Source organism: Exiguobacterium sp. SH1S1, from assembly GCF_004337245.1.
GTDB lineage: Bacteria > Bacillota > Bacilli > Exiguobacteriales > Exiguobacteriaceae > Exiguobacterium > Exiguobacterium aurantiacum_A.
In genome coordinates this window covers 1-260 of sequence record NZ_SJUZ01000041.1, presented here as the reverse complement: position 1 = coordinate 260, position 260 = coordinate 1, and the positions used below count along the sequence as shown (strand labels likewise).

The 260-nt window shown below is 44.2% G+C and carries 1 tRNA gene; it reads left to right on the top strand.

Features of this window, described 5'->3' with window-relative positions:
* The first annotated feature begins 49 nt into the window (after positions 1–49).
* Positions 50–126, top strand: a tRNA-Pro gene (locus tag EVJ23_RS15155).
* Positions 127–260 lie beyond the last annotated feature (134 nt).

The following is a 260-nucleotide window of genomic DNA, read 5'->3' as shown; positions in this document are numbered from 1 at the left end:
CGAATCTAAAGGCCGGGAGTTCGAATCTCTCAGGGTGCACCATTTATAACGGGAAGTAGCTCAGCTTGGTAGAGCACTTGGTTTGGGACCAAGGGGTCGCAGGTTCGAATCCTGTCTTCCCGACCATTTATTTTTTGGTCTTTGAAAACTGAACGATGAGGCAAAAAAAGTTTTACAAGTTTTGATTGAAGCGCAAGCTTCGTCATTTTCAAGAGCTATATCAAATTCTTTGGAGAGTTTGATCCTGGCTCAGGACGAAC